Annotated in this window: 13 protein-coding genes; 11 read left to right on the top strand and 2 right to left on the bottom strand. The window is 63.2% G+C overall.

What is annotated here, in order from left to right:
• The first annotated feature begins 5 nt into the window (after positions 1–5).
• From JZ00_RS08375 to tagQ, 9 genes are all read left to right on the top strand, one after another.
• On the top strand, positions 6–1316 hold the full coding sequence (locus JZ00_RS08375) for a DotU family type VI secretion system protein (protein WP_039593616.1): 1311 nt from the start codon (positions 6–8) through the stop codon (positions 1314–1316).
• Positions 1313–4813 carry a type VI secretion system membrane subunit TssM gene (gene tssM / locus JZ00_RS08370; protein WP_039593617.1) on the top strand — a complete coding sequence of 1167 codons (3501 nt, stop codon included), beginning with the start codon at positions 1313–1315 and terminating at the stop codon, positions 4811–4813. The genes JZ00_RS08375 and tssM overlap by 4 nt, the downstream gene beginning before the upstream one ends.
• Positions 4810–5463 (top strand): type VI secretion system-associated protein TagF, encoded by a 654-nt coding sequence (gene tagF / locus JZ00_RS08365; protein WP_039593618.1) that lies wholly within the window; start codon positions 4810–4812, stop codon positions 5461–5463. The genes tssM and tagF overlap by 4 nt, the downstream gene beginning before the upstream one ends.
• The gene (locus JZ00_RS08360; RefSeq protein ID WP_039593619.1) at positions 5464–6195 is read left to right on the top strand and encodes a PP2C family protein-serine/threonine phosphatase; all 732 of its coding nucleotides are present in this window, start codon (positions 5464–5466) and stop codon (positions 6193–6195) included. It abuts the gene before it with no gap.
• Positions 6192–9266 (top strand): serine/threonine-protein kinase, encoded by a 3075-nt coding sequence (locus JZ00_RS08355; protein ID WP_039593620.1) that lies wholly within the window; start codon positions 6192–6194, stop codon positions 9264–9266. The genes JZ00_RS08360 and JZ00_RS08355 overlap by 4 nt, the downstream gene beginning before the upstream one ends.
• A complete protein-coding gene (locus tag JZ00_RS08350; protein WP_039593621.1) occupies positions 9266–9982 on the top strand; it encodes an ABC transporter ATP-binding protein in 717 nt (238 codons plus the stop codon). The genes JZ00_RS08355 and JZ00_RS08350 overlap by 1 nt, the downstream gene beginning before the upstream one ends.
• The gene (locus JZ00_RS08345; protein WP_039593622.1) at positions 9982–11178 is read left to right on the top strand and encodes an ABC transporter permease; all 1197 of its coding nucleotides are present in this window, start codon (positions 9982–9984) and stop codon (positions 11176–11178) included. The genes JZ00_RS08350 and JZ00_RS08345 overlap by 1 nt, the downstream gene beginning before the upstream one ends.
• Complete coding sequence (locus JZ00_RS08340) at positions 11171–12898, top strand: formylglycine-generating enzyme family protein (RefSeq protein WP_039593623.1); 1728 nt, start codon at positions 11171–11173, stop codon at positions 12896–12898. The genes JZ00_RS08345 and JZ00_RS08340 overlap by 8 nt, the downstream gene beginning before the upstream one ends.
• Before the next feature lie 85 nt (positions 12899–12983).
• Entirely contained in the window at positions 12984–13925 is a 942-nt protein-coding gene (tagQ, locus tag JZ00_RS08335) for a type VI secretion system-associated lipoprotein TagQ (RefSeq protein WP_046509464.1), read from the top strand.
• 387 nt (positions 13926–14312) lie between these two features.
• On the opposite strand, the gene JZ00_RS08330 is transcribed toward tagQ, so the two are convergent.
• The gene (locus JZ00_RS08330; protein ID WP_039593624.1) at positions 14313–14696 is read right to left on the bottom strand and encodes a DUF6124 family protein; all 384 of its coding nucleotides are present in this window, start codon (positions 14694–14696) and stop codon (positions 14313–14315) included.
• Positions 14697–15152: 456 nt separating this feature from the next.
• On the opposite strand from JZ00_RS08330, the gene JZ00_RS08325 reads away from it, so the two are divergent.
• On the top strand, positions 15153–15536 hold the full coding sequence (locus tag JZ00_RS08325; protein ID WP_039593625.1) for a hypothetical protein: 384 nt from the start codon (positions 15153–15155) through the stop codon (positions 15534–15536).
• Between the two features lie 144 nt (positions 15537–15680).
• Positions 15681–17045, top strand: coding sequence for an NHL repeat-containing protein (locus JZ00_RS08320; protein WP_039593626.1), 1365 nt, complete (start codon positions 15681–15683; stop codon positions 17043–17045).
• A 69-nt stretch (positions 17046–17114) separates the two neighbouring features.
• On the opposite strand, the gene JZ00_RS08315 is transcribed toward JZ00_RS08320, so the two are convergent.
• Entirely contained in the window at positions 17115–18512 is a 1398-nt protein-coding gene (locus tag JZ00_RS08315) for an aminoacyl-tRNA deacylase and HDOD domain-containing protein (protein ID WP_039593627.1), read from the bottom strand.
• Between the last annotated feature and the right edge of the window lie 29 nt (positions 18513–18541).

The following is an 18541-nucleotide window of genomic DNA, read 5'->3' as shown; positions in this document are numbered from 1 at the left end:
CCGCGATGAGTAACGACGATCGTACCCAGTTCATGCCGACGCCCGGTGGCCGTGGCGCGGATCCGTTTCGTCCGGACCCGGCACGCCAGCAGCCGGCACCCGCACCGGCGCCGCTGTCGATGCCGGCCGCGCCGGTCCTGACGGGCAAGGCCCAGGGCCTCAATCCGCTGGAAAGCGCCGCCGGCCCGCTGCTGGCCTTGTTGACGCGCCTGCGAAGCACCATCGCCCACCCGGCGCCGGCCAGTTTGCGCGCACAACTGTTGGCGTACCTGCGCCAGTTCGAAGAGCGCGCCGAGGCCGCCGGCGTGGTGCGCAACGATGTATTGCTGGCCCGCTACGCCTTGTGCACCGCCCTCGATGAGGCGGTGTTGAGCACACCGTGGGGCGGCACCAGCGACTGGGGCAAGCAAAGCCTGCTGATCACCGTGCACAACGAAGCCTGGGGCGGCGAGAAGGTGTTCCAGTTGCTGGAACATTGCCTGCAAAGCCCGCGCGAGCGCCTGTATCTGCTGGAGCTTTTGTACCTGTGCATGTGCCTGGGCTTTGAGGGCCGCTACCGCGTGATGAACGACGGTCGCAGCCAACTCGAAGCGTTGCGCGAACGTACCGCTGGCGTCATCCGCAGCGCCCGTGGCGAGTACGAGCGCGAACTGTCGCCGCACTGGCGCGGTGTCACCGTGGCCCGTGATCGACTGGCGCAATTCATGCCGCCGTGGATCGCCGTGGCCATCGGCGCGGCGCTGCTATTGGCATTGTTGTTCGGCCTGCGCATGAAGCTGGCCTCCGATGCCGAACCAGTGTTCAAGAACATTCACTTCCTCGGTGAGATCCCAGTGCAGACCATCGATCGTCCCGTGGTGCAGCCGAAAGTGATCGAGCGCCCACGCCTGGCCGGTTTCCTCGCGGATGAAATCCGCTCCGGCAAGGTGGCGGTGGAAGACGCCGTCGACCGTTCGGTGGTGACCATCCGTGGCGATGAACTGTTCGCCTCCGGCAGCGCCAGCATCAAGGACGATTTCCAGCCGTTGATGCTGCGCATCGCCGACGCGGTGCGCAAGGTCAAGGGCCAGGTGCTGGTGACCGGGCACAGCGACAATCGGCCGATTGCCACCTTGAGATTCCCTTCCAACTGGGCCTTGTCCGAGGCGCGGGCCCGTTCGGTGCTGGACATTCTTTCGGCCAAGACCGGCCAACCCGAGCGCTTCAGCGCCGAAGGCCGCAGCGACACCGAGCCGCTGGCCTCCAACGCCACGACCGAAGGCCGTGCGCGCAATCGACGGGTTGAAATCACAGTGTTGGCGGAGGGGGTCGAGTGAAGGCGTTTTTCAGTTTCATGATCCGCTGGGTCATACCGTTGCTGGGGCTGATTGCCCTGAGCCTGATCATCTGGTTCGTTGGTCCGCTGCTTGATTGGCTGGTGCCTGAAGGCCGGCGCTGGACATTGATCATCCTCGTGTTCGCGGTGTGGATCGCCTACCGGGTGCTGCGCATTATCCAAGCCCGCCGCCAGGCCGCCGAAGTGATGCGCAGCCTGGCCGCGCAGACCCCGCCGGACCCCACCAGCATCGCCACTGCCGAAGAACTCGAAACCCTGCGCCAGCGCATGGACGAGGCCTTGGCCTTGCTCAAGAAAGCCAAGCTCGGCGGCGACGAGCGCCGTAACCTCTACGAGCTGCCGTGGTACGTGATCATCGGTCCGCCGGGCTCCGGCAAGACTACGGCGCTGGTCAACTCCGGGTTGCATTTCCCGTTGGCTGCGCAGCTCGGCGCCGGTGCCGTGCGCGGCGTCGGCGGCACGCGCAATTGCGATTGGTGGTTCACCGACGAGGCCGTGCTGCTCGACACCGCTGGTCGCTACACCACCCAGGACAGCGACGCGACCGTCGATAAAGCGGCCTGGCTGGGCTTCCTCGGCCTGTTGAAAAAACAGCGGGCCCGTCGGCCGATCGATGGCGCGTTCATTGCCATCAGCCTGTCCGACCTGCTGCTGGGCAGCGACGCCGAGCGCGCCGCCCATGCCGCGGCGATTCGCTTGCGGATCCAGGAGTTGTACACCCAACTGGGCGTGCGTTTCCCGGTCTACCTGATGCTGACCAAGCTCGACTTGGTGCCGGGCTTCATGGAGTACTTCGACAGCCTGAGCAAGGAAGAACGCGCCCAGGTCTGGGGCATGACGTTTGCCCTCGACGACGGCAAGAGCAGCGACAGCCCGCTGGCGCACCTGCAAAGCGAATTTGCCTTGCTGGAACAGCGTCTCAACGACCGCTTGGTCGAACGCCTGCAACAAGAGCGCGACCCGGCGCGGCGCGACCTTATCTACGGCTTCCCTCAGCAGTTCGGTGCCTTGAAGGATTGCCTGCAAAGCTTCCTCGACGGCGTGTTCAAACCCAACGCCTTTGAAGAGCGGGTGTTGCTGCGCGGTGTGTATTTCACCAGCGGCACCCAGGAAGGCAGCCCGATCGATCGTCTGATCGGCTCCATGGCCCAAAGCATGAACCTGGACCGCCAGCACCTGGCGCGCCAGACCGGCACCGGGCGCAGCTACTTCATCGAAAAACTCTTCACCGCCGTGGCGTTTGCCGAGCGCGGGTTGGTGGGTGTCGATCCTAAGGTCGAGCGGCGGCGCAAATGGATCGCCCGTGGCGTGCTGGCCTCCACAGTGGTGTTGGTATTGGTGGTCAGCACGTTGTGGTGGGTCAGCTACCGCGCCAACCAGGCCTACATCGCTCAGGTCGACCAGAAGGTCGCGCCACTGGGCCAGACCGTGCAGAACCTCAGCCCGGCGCAACGCGACGTCCTCGCGGTGTTGCCGCTGCTCAATGCCGTCAAGCACTTGGCCGATGACGCGCCCGACTGGGCCGAGGGCCTGGGCCTGTACCAGGGCGACATGCTCGAAGCCGAGTCCGGCAGCGTCTACCGCAAGCTCTTGATCGCGGTATTCGCGCCGCGCCTGCTGACGCGCATCGAAGAGCAGCTGCACAGCGGCGGCAATTCGGATTTCCTCTACGAAGGCTTGAAGGCGTACCTGATGCTCGCTGATAACGAGCATTACGATGCCGACTTCATCAAGGCGTGGATCGCCCTGGATTGGGATCGCAGCCTGCCACGCGATCTGCCAGCCGAGCAGCGCCAGGCCCTGACCGGACATTTGCAGGCGATCTTCGAGCGCCGTCCACCGACCGCGCGCCTCGACCCACGCCTGATCGAAGACCTGCGCCGCCAGTTGCAACAACTGCCGGTGGCCCAGCGCGTCTACGACCGCATCAAGCGCCAGAAACTGCCCGAAGGCATTCCGGACTTTCGCATCAACGAAGCCGCCGGGCGTGACGCCGCGCTAGTGTTCAGCCGCAAGAGCGGCAAGCCATTGGGCGAACCCTTGAGCGGGTTCTTCACCGTCAAGGGCTACCGCCAGGGCTTCTTGCTCAGCAGCCTGAGCCAGACCGGCACCCTGGCCGAAGAGCAATGGGTGCTGGGCCATGAAGAGGCCGACCAGCAGAACGTCGCCAGCCTGGCCGCCGATGTGCGGCGCCTGTACTTCCAGGACTACCTGCGCCAATGGGATGCCTTGCTGGCCGACATCGACTTTGTGCCGATCACTAGCGTGGCCCAGGCCGCCGATGTGCTGCGGGTGATTTCCGGCCCGACCTCGCCGTTGAAAAAGCTGTTGGTGGCGGTGGCGAAGGAAACCGACCTGCAACAGGATGAACGTCTGCTGGCCGCTCAAGGCGTGCCGGCGGGAGACGGCGTGGACAAGCTCAAGGAACGCCTTGGCAGCCTGCTTGGCCAGGAGCAGGCAACACCAAACGCGCCGGCAGCGAACGACGACCCGATCACCGCGCATTTCGCCGAGCTCAACAGCATCGTCAACAAGAACGAAGGCGAACCTGCGGCCATCGATGGCCTGCTGTCCGATATGAACGCGCTGTACGTGCAAGTCAGCGCCATGGTCGGTGCCAGCGGAGATGCCTTGCTCGGCGAAGCCAAGAACCAGGCATCGGCCGCCGCCACCCGCGTCAGCCTCAACGCCGAACGCCAGCCGCCGCTGGTGCAGGGCCTGGTCAAGTCGGTAGTCAACTCCACCACCAACACCATGATGGGTGGGGTGCGCAACCAACTGAACGCCGCCTGGACCAGCGAAGTGGTGAACATCTATCGCCAGTCCCTGGCCGGGCGCTACCCCATGTCGCCGGGCAGCGCGCGAGACGCGACCCTGGATGACTTCGGCCAGTTCTTCGGCGTCGGCGGGGTGATGGACAACTACTTCCGCAAGTACCTGCAACCGTACGTGGATACTTCGACCCAGACCTGGCGCTGGCAGCCGGGCGCGGCGCAGAAGCTCGGCATTTCTCCAGGCGTGCTGCAAACCTTCCAGCGCGCAGCGACCATTCGCGATGCCTTCTTCCGTTCCGGCGGCACGCAGCCGATGGTGCGTTTCGAACTCAAGCCGGTGGCGATGGACTCGACCATCACCCAGTTTTTGCTCGACCTCGACGGCCAGCAACTGAGCTACGACCACGGCCCGAGCCGTCCGACCGCCATGCAATGGCCGAACCCCGGCAGCATCGGCGTGGTGCGGATCTCGATCATGCCGCCGGCGTCCAGCGGTCGTTCCGGCATTACCCTGGACGGGCCGTGGGCCTGGTTCCGGCTGCTGGAGCAATCGGACCTGACCGCCGGCAACTCGCCGGACCGCTTCAATCTGCGGCTGCGGGTCGATGGCGCCAGCGCCTCTTATGAGCTGCGGGCCAACAGCGCCTTCAACCCATTCAAGAGCCGGGTGCTCAGCGGCTTCAGCCTCCCGGAGCGGCTATGAGTACACCGGGCTTCTATGGAAAGTTGGCCAGCCGCGGGGATTTCGTCAGCCGTGGCTTGCCCCAGGGTTTTATCGGCCCGTGGGACTCCTGGTTGGCGGCGGGTTTGCTCGCCAGCCAGAGCAGCCTCGGCGAGCGTTGGCTGGACGCCTATCTGGTCAGTCCGCTGTGGCGCTTCATGGTCGCACCGGGTGTGTGCGGGCCGGATGCGGCAGTGGGCGTGGTGATGCCGAGCATCGATCGGGTCGGGCGTTATTTCCCGCTGACCATCGCGGTATTGCTGGAGCCGGATGCCGACCCGGCCTCGGTGGTCGGTGGCGCGGACGATTGGTTCGAGCGGGTCGAGAATCTGTTGCTGAGCACGCTGAGCGTGGAGGCGAGTTTCGAAGCCTTCAACGAACAGCTGGAAACCTTGGGCGGCCCGATGTACCTGCCGCGCACCCCGAGCAGTCGCTTCGCCAGCCTGCATCGCTTCGATGCCACCGACCCGCAACGGCGCATGAGCGCCCTGGCCGAGTCGTCCTGCGAAGGCGCGAGCCTGTGGTGGGGCCAGGGTTCGGAGCGCATCGCGCCCGGTTTGATGCGCTGCCAGGGATTACCGGCGGCGGCTGATTTTGCGCAATTTTTGCTCGGCCAAGAAGGTGTTGTGTAGATGCGTCCAAGTGCCGGAAAAGCAATCAAGTCTGCAAGCAAGAGCCACGTCGGCATGGTCCGCCAGGTCAACGAAGACGCCTGCCTGGACCTGCCGGAAAATGGCCTCTGGGTGGTGGCCGACGGCATGGGCGGACACGCGGCGGGCGACTATGTCAGCAGCCTGATCGTCGACAGCCTGCGCAGCATTGCCGTGGGACGTTCGCTGGACGAATACGTCGCGGCGCTGCAAAGCGACCTGCTGCGGGTCAACGCCGCCGTGCGGGAAGAAACCGCCAATCGTGGCGTGACCATGATGGGCAGCACCGTGGTGGTGTTGGCCGCCCGCGACCTGCGTGGCATGTGCCTATGGGCCGGTGACAGCCGTTTGTATCGCCTGCGCGACGGCGTGCTCGAAGGCATCTCCCGGGATCACAGCTACGTCCAGGACTTGCAGGACAGCGGCCTGCTCAGCGAAGCCGAGGCCCGCGTGCATCCGCGCGCCAACATCGTCACCCGCGCCATCGGTGTCGAGGCGCAACTGAACCTGGCGCTGACCGAACTGCTGTTGGTGCCCGGCGACAGCTATCTGTTGTGCAGCGACGGCCTGACCAAGACCGTCGAGGACGAGGAAATCCGTGAAGTATTGAGCCACGACGAGCCCGGCGAAATCGCCAGCAGCCTGGTGTCCCTGGGCCTGATGCGCGGCGCGCCGGACAACATCACCGTGGTCGTCGTGAAGGTGCCGTCATGAGCTTGACCCTGAACATTGTCATCCCCGGCTACGACATCGACGGCGAGATCGGCGAAGGCGCGATGGCCAGCGTGTACCTGGCGACCCAACGCTCGCTGGAGCGCAAGGTGGCGTTGAAAGTCATGGCCGCCGCCCTGGCAGCCGACCCGACGTTCTGCGAGCGCTTTTTGCGCGAAGGCAAGACCCTGGCGCGCCTGTCGCACCCGCACACCGTCACCATCCATGACATCGGCAACGTCGGTGAGCTGTATTACATGGCGATGGAATACCTGCCCAACGGCACGCTCAAGGAACGCATCGCCGCGGGCCTGACGCCGGAGCAGGGGCTGACCTACATTCGCCAGATCGCCTCGGCCCTGGGCTATGCCCACGGGCTGGGCCTGGTCCACCGTGACGTCAAGCCGGCCAACATCCTCTTCCGCGCCGATGGCACGGCGGTGTTGTCGGACTTCGGCATCGCCAAGTCCCTGGACGACCGCACCCAATTCACCCAGGCCGGCTTTGCCGTCGGCACGCCCAGCTACATGAGCCCGGAACAGGCCCGTGGACAAGACATCGACGGCCGCGCCGACCTTTACGCCCTGGGCGTAGTGCTCTACGAAATCCTCGTCGGCAAGCTGCCGTACACCGGCAATGACGCACTCTCCACGGCCCTGGCGCACCTGACCGAACCGTTGCCGGAGTTGCCGGTGCATCACGGCCGTTACCAGGACGTGTTGCGCAAGTTGTTGGCGAAGGATCCGGCGGAGCGTTTCCCGGATGCGGCGGCGTTGCTGCGCGCGTTGGATAACTTGCCGGAGGCATCTGCGGAAGCGACGTTGATCCGGCCGTTGTCGTTTGAACTGCCTGTCGCGCCGCCTGCGGTGGATGATTTGGCGGGCCTGACGCCCGTTTCCATCGACATTCCCAGCGGGCCGGCTTACTCACAGCCACAATCCAAACCTGTACCTTCGCCGATCAAGCCAACACCGCAATCCACGGTCTCGGAGCAACGCAAGGGGCCGGTGTTCGCCTTGGCCGCCGTGGCGGTCGCCGTGGCGCTGGCGTTGGGCGGCGCGGGTTATTGGTGGTTGGCCGGTGACGATGGCAAAGAGGGTAAGACGCCAGTGGCCACGACCCCCTCGGCCAAGCCGCCGCAAGTGTCGCCACCGAAGACTCCCGACGTGCCTGCGGTCACCCCTGCGGCCCAGCCGCCCGTGGCAGCCGAGGTCGACGGCGGCCAGCGTCCGCTGCTGATGGCCGGCAAGAAGACCCTGTTCCAGCGTGTGCTCAGCAAGCCGGGGGCGAAACTCGCCGACGCGCCGGGCGCCGCACCGGGCAAGGCGCTGCCAGCGTTTTCGGTGCTATATGTGTATCAGCGCAAAGACATCGATGGCAGCGCCTGGGTACGGGTCGGCGCAGCCACCGACGGGCGCAGCGACGGCTGGTTGCCCGCCGCCCAGGTCAGCGACTGGAAGCAGAGCCTGGTGCTCAAGTTCACCGAACGTTCCGGCCGTGCGCCGGTGATGTTCCTGCGTCAGCCTGGCGAAGTGGAAAAGCTCCTGGCTAACCCTTCGGCGGCCAGGAATGTGTTGCTCAAGGCCCAGCAGAGCCCCCAGGAAAACCAGCAAGTGCTGGCCCTGGAACCCGCCGCCACCGCCGTGCCACAGAACCAGTTTTATCTCTTGCCGATCTTCGATTCCCGCGAGAGCCTCGATGAAAACGGTCAGCCGGTGCAGTTGCTGAACGTGGCGTCCATCGATCCCGGCAGTACCCCCAAGGCTGCGAGCAACACGCCGATCACCACCGCCAACGCCGACGCGTTCCGTACCGCCGTGGTGCTGGTGGTGGACACCACCGTATCGATGCAACCCTACATCGACCAGGTCCGCGACGTGGTCCATCAACTGCAAACCCGCATCGCCGAGCGCGGCGAGTTGGACAGTGTCAGCTTCGGCATGGTGGGTTTTCGCAGCAGCACCAAGAAAACGCCGGGCCTGGAATACGTCGCCAAGACCTTGATCACCCTTGAACAGGGCCGCGACCCGCAACGCTTCCTGGAATTGGCGCGGCAGGTCAAGGCGTCCACGGTGTCGAGCCATTCGTTCAACGAAGATGCGTTTGCCGGGGTCATGGAAGCCGTCGAAGGCATGGACTGGTCCGGTTATGGCGGGCGCCTGATCCTCTTGGTGACCGACGCCGGCGCCCTGCGCAAGAACGACCCGTTTGCCGCCACGCAAATGAACGAGGCCGAAGTGCGCCAGGCTGCGCTGGGCAAGCAGATCAAGATCTACGCCCTGCACCTGCTCAGCGACGCAGGCAAGAAAACCCATGGCGGTGCGCAGACTCAATACCGCACCCTGACCGCCGACGCCAACCCGCAGATCGGTGACCTGTACATTCCGGTGCCGGGTGCCGACGTGCGCAAGTTCGGCGAGCGTGTTGACGAGATCGGTTCGGTGTTCGCCGACCTCGTCCATCAAGTGCGCAGCAACAAGCCACAGAGCGTACCGTTGCTCAGCGCCGCGCCAAGCCTGGCCGACAAATCGGCCGCGGTCGGCTATGCAATGCACATGGACTTTTTGGGGCGCAAATCCGCCAGCCAGGCGCCGCAACTGGTCAGCGCCTGGACCGCCGACCGCGACCTGACCAACCCGGCGCTGCCGGCGTTCCAGGTTTGCGTGATGCTGACCAAGCTGCAACTCAACGACCTTCAACAATCGCTGAAACTGATCGTCGACGCGGCGCGCAAGACCCAGAGTTCGCCCAAGGATTTCTTCCAGGAAATCGCCAGCGCCAGTGCCTACATGAGCCGCGATCCGTCGGCCCTGCGCAAGGGTGGCAACCTCGCCACGGGCGGGATTCTCGGCGAGTACCTGGAAGGCCTGCCATACCGCAGCAAATCGCTGAACATGACCCAGGATTTGTGGTTGTCGTTGAGCGTCGCCGAGCAGGAGGACTTCATCGACGAACTCGAATCGAAGATTCGCCTCTACGAAACCTTCCACAACGACCTCGCCAACTGGGTGCGCTTCGGCGATGCCGAGCCGGGCGATGCGTTGTACCGCGTTCCGTTGTCGACGCTGCCGTGATGCTGAACCTGAGCGCAGTGCACAAAAGCCGGGGTACCGGCGGCCAACGCTACAGCCTGGTGATACCACGGCTGCAGCTGCGCGCGGGCGAACAACTGGCGGTGGTCGGCCCCAGCGGCTGCGGCAAGAGCACGCTGCTGGACTTGCTGGCGCTGGTGCTCGCACCGGATCAGGCCGCGCAGTTCGACTTCACGCCGGCCAACGCGCCGCTCGACATCGCCAAACTGTGGCGTGCGTCGCAACAAGGCGCCTTGGCCGAGCTGCGCAGCCGGCACCTGGGCTATGTTCTGCAAACCGGTGGCCTGCTGGGCTTCCTGGACGTACGCGGCAACATCGAGTTGTCGCGCAAACTGCTGGGCTTGAAGGATGACGGCAGCGTGAAGCGCCTGGCCGGACAACTGGACATTGCCGATCAACTGGACAAGAAACCGGCGGACCTTTCCGTCGGCCAACGCCAGCGGGTCAGTTGCGCCCGGGCCTTGGCCCACGGCCCGCGCCTGTTGCTGGCCGATGAGCCGACCGCCGCCCTCGACCCGCTGAACGCCGAACGCGTCATGCAGTTGTTGGTGGCTCAGGCGCGCGAGCACGGTGTCTGCTGCGTGGTCGCGACCCATGACGAAGCGCTGGCCCGCGCCATCGGCTTGCAAGTGCGGCGCATCAGTTGCCGTCGCGATACCGATGGCGGCGTTACCGCCACGCTCGGGGAGGCTTGCTGATGCGCGGCGCGCTGGTGGCTTCCCTGGCCTGGCAGGATTACCGCAACGATGCGTGGCTGTCGGCGTGTTCGGTGCTGGCGTTGGTGGCCGTGGTGGCACCGTTGTTGGTGCTGTTCGGCCTGAAGTTCGGCCTGGTCAGCAGCCTGACCGAACGCTTGCAGAACGACCCGGCCACCCGGGAAATCATCCCTTTGGGCGGTGGTCGTTTCAGCGCCGGATTCGTCGAACAACTGGGCCAGCGCAGCGACGTCGCCTTCGCCTTGCCGCGCACCCGGCAGATCGCGGCGACGGCGGATTTGAGCAGCGCGGTATCGGTGGTCACGGTCGAGATGATTCCCACGGCCGCTGGCGATCCGTTGTTCGATCATCTGCCGGTGCCGCAAGGCTTGGATCAAGTGGTGCTCAGCCAGACCGCCGCTGAAAAGCTCGGGGCCAAGGCCGGTGATTGGTTGCAGGCCAGTTTCGGTCGGCAAGTGGCCGGTCGCAGCGAGGCGCAGCGCACCCAGGTGCAAGTGCTGCACGTGTTGCCGCTGGAAGCCTTCGCCCGGGATGGCTTGTTCGCGCCGCTGGCCTTGCTCGAAGCGGCGGAAGATTACCGCGACGGTCGTGCCGTGCCCGCGTTCGGTTGGCCGGGCGATGCGGTGGGCATGGGCGGGCAACGGGTGTATCCGGCGTTTCGCTTGTATGCCCGCAGCCTCGGCGATGTCGAGCCACTGCGGCAGTTTTTCGCCGGGCAGAACCTGCTGGTCTCGACCCAGGCCCAGACCATCGCCCAAGTGCAATCGCTGAGCCGCAATCTGTCGATCGTGTTCTGGATCATCGCCGGGCTGGCCTTGGCCGGCGCGTTCGCGGCGATTTTTGCCGGTGCCCTGGCGGCGGTCGAGCGCAAGCGCCGGGAACTGTCGGTGTTGCGCCTGTTGGGCGTGTCCACGGCGGCGCTGTTGTTGTTCGTGGTGTTGCAGGCGCTCTACAGCGCCACCTTTGCGGCCCTGCTGAGCGCCGGGCTGTATGGCCTGGCGCAGTCGGGCCTGAATCATTTATTTGCGCAGATGCCCGGTGAATACGCCAGTCATCTGCTGGTGCGTCACTACACCTTGGCCCTGGTGGCCGTGCTCGGCGTCAGCGCCGTCGCGGCGGCATGTGGTGGCTGGCGGGTGGCGCGCATCCAGGCGTGTGAAGGAATTCGCGATGTATAAGTTATTGGGCGCCGCCGTGGCGCTGAGCCTGGCCAGCCTGGCCTGGGCAGATGAGAGCACGGACAAGCTGGACAACCCCAAGCCATTGCCCGACGACGTCAGCCTGCCGCTGCCATGTGAAGGGCAAATGGTGTTCCGCTACGTCTACATCCTCGCCCAGGGCACCCTGGACGATCGCGAGATCAGCCTCGGTTATCCGTTCAGCGAGGGCGAGGCGGGCTATCAACAGTCATTCATCTCCGGTTATCGCCGGGACTTCATCAACGGCCAGTTCACCCTCAAGGACCTGCCCAAGGACTGGAACAAGACCATCACGCCGTTGATGCCAAAGACCGACGCCAAGACGCCGCTCAAGCCGATGCTGTATTTCATCGGCAAATACGAAGTCACCGCCCGCCAGTACGCCCAGGTCATGGCCCAGGCCCAGTCGTTGGCCAGCGGTGAGCCGGCACCGGCCTGCGAAACCTTGCAAGCCGAGTTGCCCCAAGGCGTGGCGGGGCGGTTGCCCAAGGTGAAATTGTCGAAGTTCGAAGCCGAGCGCTTCTCGGCGGTGTACAGCGCCTGGCTGATGAAATATCACAAGGACCTGCTGCCGGTGAGCGGTCGCGGCACGTCCGCCGAGGACGGCGGCCTGGGCTTCGTGCGCCTGCCCACCGAAGTGGAATGGGAATTCGCCGCCCGGGGTGGGCACGCCGTCAGCCGTCAAGACTTGGAAGGCCGACTGTTCCCACGACGCCTGGAAGGCAGCGAAAGCGACGGGCCGCTGGCCGATTGGGCGGTGTTCAACCAGGTTGCCGGCGGCACCGGCCAGGCCGCGCGGCTGATGCCCATCGGCACCAGGTTGCCGAACCCCATCGGCTTGTTCGACGTGGTCGGTAACGCCGCCGAGATGGTCCAGGAATCCTTTCAATTGGTGCATGCCGGTCGCCGCCAAGGCGCCTATGGCGGCTTTGTGGTCAAGGGCGGCAATTACCTGGAAGGCGAGGGCACGTTGTTCACCGGCATGCGCCGCGAGTACCCGCTGTTTGCCGCCGACGGCACCGAGCAGAGCAACGAAACCACTGGTTTCCGCGTGGCCGTCGGCGCGTTGTCGGCGCCGCGTTCGCGGTACAAGGAATTGTTCGCCCAGTGGCAGAAAGAAGGGCGACTCGCGTCCCTGACCGATGCCATCGATGACGCCGACGACCCGACCAAGCGATTGGACAGCATCATCGCCGCCAGCGCTGATCCACGCCTGCAAGCCGAGCTGGGCCTGGTCAACGAAGAGCTCAAGCGCAACGTCTCGCTCATCGCCCAGCAGCGCGAGGAAGCGGCGGGCAACCTGATCCAGTCTTCGGCCCTGGTGGCCGAGACCATCAACAACTACAACATTCGCCTGACCAACCTGCAGAACAGTCGGCAGGCGGCCTTGGACGCCAAGGACGAGGCCAGCGCCACGCTGTTCGCCACGGCCATCGATAACGGGCGCAGTGCGCTGGACGGCGCGGTGGCGATCTACATCGACAACCTGGCAACCGGCACGCGCTACACCGATGTCGTGATCCAGGCGCAGTTCCAGCGCATCAAGGAAGAGCTTGAGCGCAAACCGGTACTGGGCAAGAGCCTGGTGGCGCGTGCAACATTATTCGTTCGTCATGTCGGGGCTTATCGTCAGCAGAAACGAGCCGACCCGGCGGCGATATTGAAGGAATTGCTCGCATCGAATGCTCAGCGGTCTTGAGTGTTCGTTGTCAGCGAGCTTGGAAGGGACTCAGGCGGCGATAGCGCCGCGCTGAGCTGGTCAACACTTAAACGAGAACACAACTATGCTTTTCTCCCGTAAACCTTTGGCTTCGGTTTCCAAGCGTCACCTGCTGCTGGTCGCTGTCGGCTTCAGCACCGTACTGACCGGTTGCGCCACGTCGCCGACCTCCAAGGTCGCGTCGAGCACCAAGGTCGAGTACTACCCGAACTGCTACGAGCCGGTGCAACACCTGCGTTCCACCGAAGGCAACATGACCAAGTCGGTCGTCACCGGCGCAGCCGTCGGTGCCGTCGGTGGTGCGCTGCTGGGCGCCCTGACCGCCGATAAGGAAGACCGTGGTCGCAACGCCGCCATCGGTGCCGCGGGCGGCGCCTTCGCCGGTGGTGCTGCCGGTTACTACACCGAACGCCAGAAGCAGATCGCCGACGACAACATGCGCATCGCCTCCTACGCCGCCGACGTCAGCAAGAGCGCTTCGGACATCGACCGCAGCACCGCGTACGCAAGGGCTTCCCAGCAGTGCTACCAGAACGCATTCAGCAAACTGGTTGCCGACCGCAAGGCCAAGACTGTCAACGACACCGAGGGTCGCAAGCGCCTGGCGGAAATCGTCGCTGGCCTGAAAGAGTCGAACGACCTGATCGTTGCGGTGAACGGCAAGGCTGCCGAAGACCTGAACAACTACACCCAGGCTTACGAGAAAGACCTGCAGCAAGTGGGTGTGCAGCGTACCGACGTGGTGACCGTAGCGACGGCTGACACTACCCAGGTTGTGGCGCAGACCAGTACCAAGACCAAGAAAATCGTGAAGCCGGCGAAGAAGCCACCGGTGCTGCCAACCGTGCCCAAAGAAGCGGTCGCCACCGAGAAGACCCTGCAGACCGCCAAGGCCAAGCAGGATGAAAGCAAGCAGGTTGCCAGCGCGGGTACTACTCAGGTGAACAGCATGTGCAAAAACCCGGACCTGGGTGACTGGGCTCCGGTGCCTTGCCCGAATGTTTGATCGGGTGCATATCCGTTGCTGCGGTGATGGCGGCTGGCGGTTTCGCCCTTACGGCGACTCACTTTTTTTCAGACGCCAAAAAAAGTAAGCAAAAAAGGCTTGGCCCCACCACTCGGTGCCTCGCCTAGGCTCGGCATGCCCGAACGCAGGCATTGCTCCGTGGGCCGCCGCGAAGGGACATCCATGACCCCGCGCGGCTAACCCGGCATCCATGCCGGGTTAGCCCACTGCGCAATGCCTGCGTTCGGCCATCGTGGTTAACGGGGCCCGTAGATCAGAAGCCAAGCCGAGGCGGCCTTAGGGCCGACCTGGCTTTTGGTGAGGCCGTGTTTCTTCTGTGGGAGCATGCTCGCAATGGCGTCGGCTCGGCTTGCCTCGATGTCGGGCCTATCCCTTGGCTGCAGTCGCCGTCACCCCCTTCGTTTCCAAATGATCCAACGCCCGCTCGACCAATAACTGCACCCCATCGGCCATGCGGCTGATCGCCAGGGCGATGCAGCGGCGTGATTCGTCGATGTCGTCGGCCAGGTCGGCGGCGATGGTGCTGATGGAGAGCAGGTCTTCGGAGACGTTGGCGAGCAGGGTTTCGGTGTCGATGTGCGGGGAGACGATGAAGAGCTGGTCTTTATCGGGTTCCGGCGGCGGGGCGGGTTGGGGTTTTAGGTAGTAGTCGAGGGCGCGGTTGGTGGCGTCTTCGAGCCGTTGTTCTTCGATTTTTTCGACGCGGGATTTGTGTTCTTTCTGCGGTGGATTCGGTGAATGCTTGACCATATCTATGTACCAGAGTTGGGGTCGACATCCTTTCGCTTGCATTCGAAGAGGTGGCAACTGTACGTAGGTGTGCAAGACCGGTCCGGTACCGCCGGCAGACCCGAAGGTCTCCCACGCACAATTGCCATAACGGACGCGAGCATAAAAAAATGCTCGATCAATAGCCATAAACAATTGCGTACCAGTCCGGACTTGCACGTCCGTGTCACCGTTTTTTGGGATGACGAACAGAGGTTAGCCGCGCTCGGTTGCGCTGCCTAGTTCATGAACAGCTCGCCGTTTTGAAGGAAATGTCCGATAGACCTGAAGTCAAGCGAATGTCGCTTCTAAACGTGACTTGGCAGTCATCATGCGCAAAATATGTCCGATCTTCCGCTAAACGGATTCGATGATGGCGTTCCGCTGAAGAATCGCTAAACTGCGCCAGCCGTTCATTTTTCTCACGAGGCTGTGCCGATGAAATTTCGTTTCCTGTTGTGGATGCTGGGGTGGTTGATGGGCAAGGCCAGCCGCACCAATCCGGCGTTCCAGCAGCAGTTGGGCGACAAAGAGCTGGTGTTCCAGCTGCAAACCCTGGACGGCAAGGTTGCCCGGCACTTCACCGTGAAGAACCAGCGCATCACCAGCCAGTCGGGTGTTTATCCAACGCCGGCCTTCGCCATCGCGTTCAAGGACGCTGCCTATGGCTTTGCCACGATGCAGGCCAAGAACAAGCAGTTGGCGTTCATGACGGGGATCCAGGACAAGTCGATCCAGATCAAGGGCAACCCGGCGCTGGTGATCTGGTTCCAAGGGCTGACCAAGTATTTGAAGCCGAAGAAGGCCAAGCCGAAGTCTTGAGCAATGGTTTGGCTTAGCAGACTGAATTTTTATCCCTAAATGGTTGAAAGAACTGTCAGCAATGACAGGTGTATGCGCGGCTGTTTGAAGGCTCCATGACTCGATATCCGTATTGGATTTCATTTCTTGATAGGAGCCATAATCATGTCTCGATCCACTCACCCTGAAAACTCAGGTACGTTGGACCCGACCTTTGCCGAAGGTGGGGTGTTGAAATGGCCGACCGGTGAATTAGGAGGCCACTTCACGCAAGCCATCCTGCCGCTAGCTGGCAACAAGCTACTGATCACCGTGCTCTTACCGGAAAAAACCGGCGCCTTCGGATTGGCGAAAGTGAACGAGGATGGGTCGATCGATAGGGAGTTTGGTGGAGCCGGGACGGGCGTACTGGAGTTCTCCCTAGATGCACGTTTAGACGAGATCATCGACATCTGCGGCCTAATTGATGGTGGATGGCTGGTGAAGGTGACCAGTTCTTACGGTCTTTATCTCGTGCGGTTCTTACAAGATGGGCAACTGAATACGGCCTTTGGCAAGGATGGTGTGCGCTGGGTTCCGTTCCATCTTGAGCCAGGGGGTGAAGGTAGGGAAGATGGGCCGGTGACGTTTAGGTGGCAGGACCGAGGACCCTCCGCACAGGCTACGCGATCTTCAGCCGATAATGGCCCCTCTGCAGTTGAGCAGCCGGATGGAAAGATCATTCTGCGCAGTTTGGTATATGTCGGCATCAACCGTTCACACTGGGTGGTGCTTCGTCTTAACCCGGATGGCACTCCTGACGACACGTTTAACGGAAGTGGATCCGTGGACATCGAGTTGCCAGGTATTCCCCTTTTCGGTACCACTGTCAAAGGTGTTGCCCTTCAAGCAGATGGCAAAGTGTTGGTTTTCGGGGAAGATCGCAACGACACTCTGGATTCCAGTATTTATGTGATGCGTCTGGATGCAACGGGACGTCTCGATACCAGTTTCAATGCCGGCAAGGGCTTTATGACCGTTCCGAATCTCCGTTACGCGTATGCGAATGCGCTGGCGGTGAGAGAAAGCGACGGCGCGATTGTTGTTGCAGGGGATTCTTGGCCCGACGCAGACCAAGGCTACGACAGGCAGGGTCTGATGTTTGTGTTAACTCACGATGGATTTCTCGATTTTGCTTTCAATAGCGGGCAGCCACTGTTCTCTAAGTTGGTGGATAACGGGCATAACTGGCATCGCTGCGCATGGCAGGCAGACGGTTCCATCGTCGCCGCGGGCACTGTCGGCAGGGCCGGTTATATTGACACGGGAGTAGACAAAGCACTGACGGCGCGTTTGCGCTCTGATGGTTCGTTGGACCTGACCTTCAATGGCAGTGGCTTTGTGCTTTTTAACGAAGAAGACTATGAGGCGACTGTCGAGGACATGGCGCTAATGCCAGACGGACGGATTGTCGTTAGCGGTTTTACGCGGCGACCCGGCATAGTTTTGCCCCGCACCTTTGGAAGCTGGTTCGTCCGCTATCTGGCTTGAGTGGCTGTGGATCGGTGGCGGGGGAAGCCAACTCCCCTGCCACAAAAAGGCTCCACTCCCAGCCGGCCATCAATGGCTGAACTGCGAAGCCAGTTCCCGCAGCAGTACTTCGGCCTCAAGCACCTTGCTCACCACATCATTGGCCTTTTCCCGAGACAGCCCGACGCGATCGAGCAGCGCATCCGGGATGTCTTCGTCGGGGCCGGAGCCGATGCTGCGTGAGCGCAGCAGGCGTACGGCCAGGCATACCAGGTTCGGGTAGGCGGCGTATTCGCCATCGTAGTGGGGGTCGTGCTGGAAGCGCAGGGCGGTGGCCAGTTCATCGGGCATGTCCCAGTAGCGCATCAGCCAGGCACCGATCTGCTCGCGGCTGATGCCCAGCAGGTGTTGCTCCACGTAGCTGTGGCACAGGTGCGGGTTGACCTCCAGGTGCCGGCAGATCAGCGAGAAGTGCGGCGGGAACACGTGGGCCAGCAGCAGGTAGCCGAAGTTGTGCAGCAGGCCCGACAGGTAGGTCAGGCCGCCTTCCGGGCGCTGGGCGCGGGGCATGGCGCGGGTCAGGCCTTCGATGACAGCGGCGGTGTAGATCGATTGCTGCCAGTACGGCGTGGTGTGTTGCGGGTGATCCTTGGGCAGGCTCAAAGTCTTGCCCAGCGCCAGGCCCAGGGCCAGGTTGATCACCAGGTCGAAGCCAAGCACGCGGACGATGGCGTCCTCCACCGAACGAATCTTGCCCGGTGATGCGTAATACGGCGATGCGGCCCAGCTCACCACTTGGGCGGCCAGGGCAGGGTCGGTTTCAACGACGCCGGTAATGTCGTCGATGGTGGCGTCGGGGTCGACCCGCAGCTTGATGATTTTTTGCGCGGTTTCAGCCAGCGGCGGGATTTCGATGGTTTCTTCCAGCCGTTGCTGGATGCGCCGCGCGGTGAACGCCTGCACGGCCAGGGTGATTTCCTTGCGGTCGTCGTCCGGGCGGTCCAGGTTGGGCGTGATATTGCTCAACGGCTCGCCGAACGTCGCGGCGCTGGCCTTGGTGAGCATGGTCTTGAACGCTTCGCTGGTGACTTCCAGCAGCAGCCCCGGCTCGCCCGAGTTGATCAGCAGCTTGGGCTCGCGCAGCAGGCCTTCTTCGTACAGGCAGGGCGAACTGGTCAGCGCGGGCAGGCCGGGCAGCAGGCTCAGGCTGTGTTTGCCGAGCATGCGTTCAAGGCGCTCGGTCGGCACCGCCGTGAGCTTGCGGCCAGTGAGTTCGGCCAAGCGGTTGAGGTCCAGCAACTGGCTTTGCGGAAACAGGACCATGAGCGCGCCGACGGCATCATGCAACAGCACGGCCTGCACTTTGCGAGCGGGGTTGAGGCCCGGCCGCTCGATGACTTCGTCAAAGGCGATGCCCAGTTTCTCGAGCAATTGCCGAATAACAGACGGAGCGTGCGGGGTTTCGGGGACGAGGGCAGCTTCAGTCATGGTCTGTATCCGTTTTCCTACAAGTGGGT

Origin of the sequence: Pseudomonas frederiksbergensis, from assembly GCF_000802155.2 — a bacterium.
In the GTDB taxonomy this organism is placed as follows: Bacteria; Pseudomonadota; Gammaproteobacteria; order Pseudomonadales; family Pseudomonadaceae; genus Aquipseudomonas; species Aquipseudomonas frederiksbergensis_A.
Note: the sequence above shows the minus strand (reverse complement) of the source record. Positions and strands in the feature narration are given on the sequence as shown.